The sequence below is a fragment of the Pelagicoccus mobilis genome, from assembly GCF_016595505.1.
Classification (GTDB): Bacteria; Verrucomicrobiota; Verrucomicrobiia; order Opitutales; family Opitutaceae; genus Pelagicoccus; species Pelagicoccus mobilis.
The window spans coordinates 1-691 of record NZ_JAENIL010000148.1; the positions used below are offsets into that span (position 1 = coordinate 1).

General features: G+C 61.9%; 1 protein-coding gene. It reads right to left on the bottom strand.

Going from position 1 to position 691, the window contains the following annotated elements:
- Positions 1 to 691: transposase (locus JIN87_RS27985; protein WP_200360054.1), on the bottom strand; the 691-nt coding region annotated here is incomplete at both ends.

A 691-nucleotide genomic window follows, 5' to 3' on the forward strand; every position in this document is an offset into this window, starting at 1 on the left:
CTGTCCTTGCCTGCCGCGCTGACTAGAATCTTCATGTTCTGCACTGCGGCAATGAGATGGTCCTGGATGCCTTGGCGCCATAGTCGCCGCCAACGCGAACGCTTCAGCCCATGCAGGTTGGCGCCTTGCGCGAAACTGCCCTCCATGAGCCATTTCCGGCGTCGCCTTGCCGTTTTGCCCTCCTGCGTGTCGACTTCGGCCATGCCTTCGTCTACGAGCTCCTGTCCCCAACGCCTCAATACGGTTCGGCCAGATTCCGATTTGGTGCACTTTTCCCTCAGCGAGCACTCCTGGCAAGTTCCCTTCCTGACGGCGTACTCGATTCCATAGCGCGTCTTGTCCGAGCTTTTAGGATACAGCTTCTTGCCCTTGGGACAGGCGTAGGTGTCGCTCGCCTTGTCGTAAGCGAAACGCTCCGAGCCGAAGAGCTCGCTGGGGCGACCGGCAGTGGGATGCATATGGGGCTTCACGCCCATGGCGGTCGCGTCGCGGAAGTTCTCGGCTGTCCCGTATTGGGAATCGGCTACGACGCTCTCGGGCAGCGAGCCTACGTTGCGCTCGCCCTGCAGCAGCAATGGCCTGAACATCCGGTTCTCGCCGACGTCCCCCGCGGTGGTCGCTGTCGCCACGATTACTCCGTGTTCGTCGTCGACGCTTCGATGCGCCTTGTAGCGTGGACGGGACGTCCCCC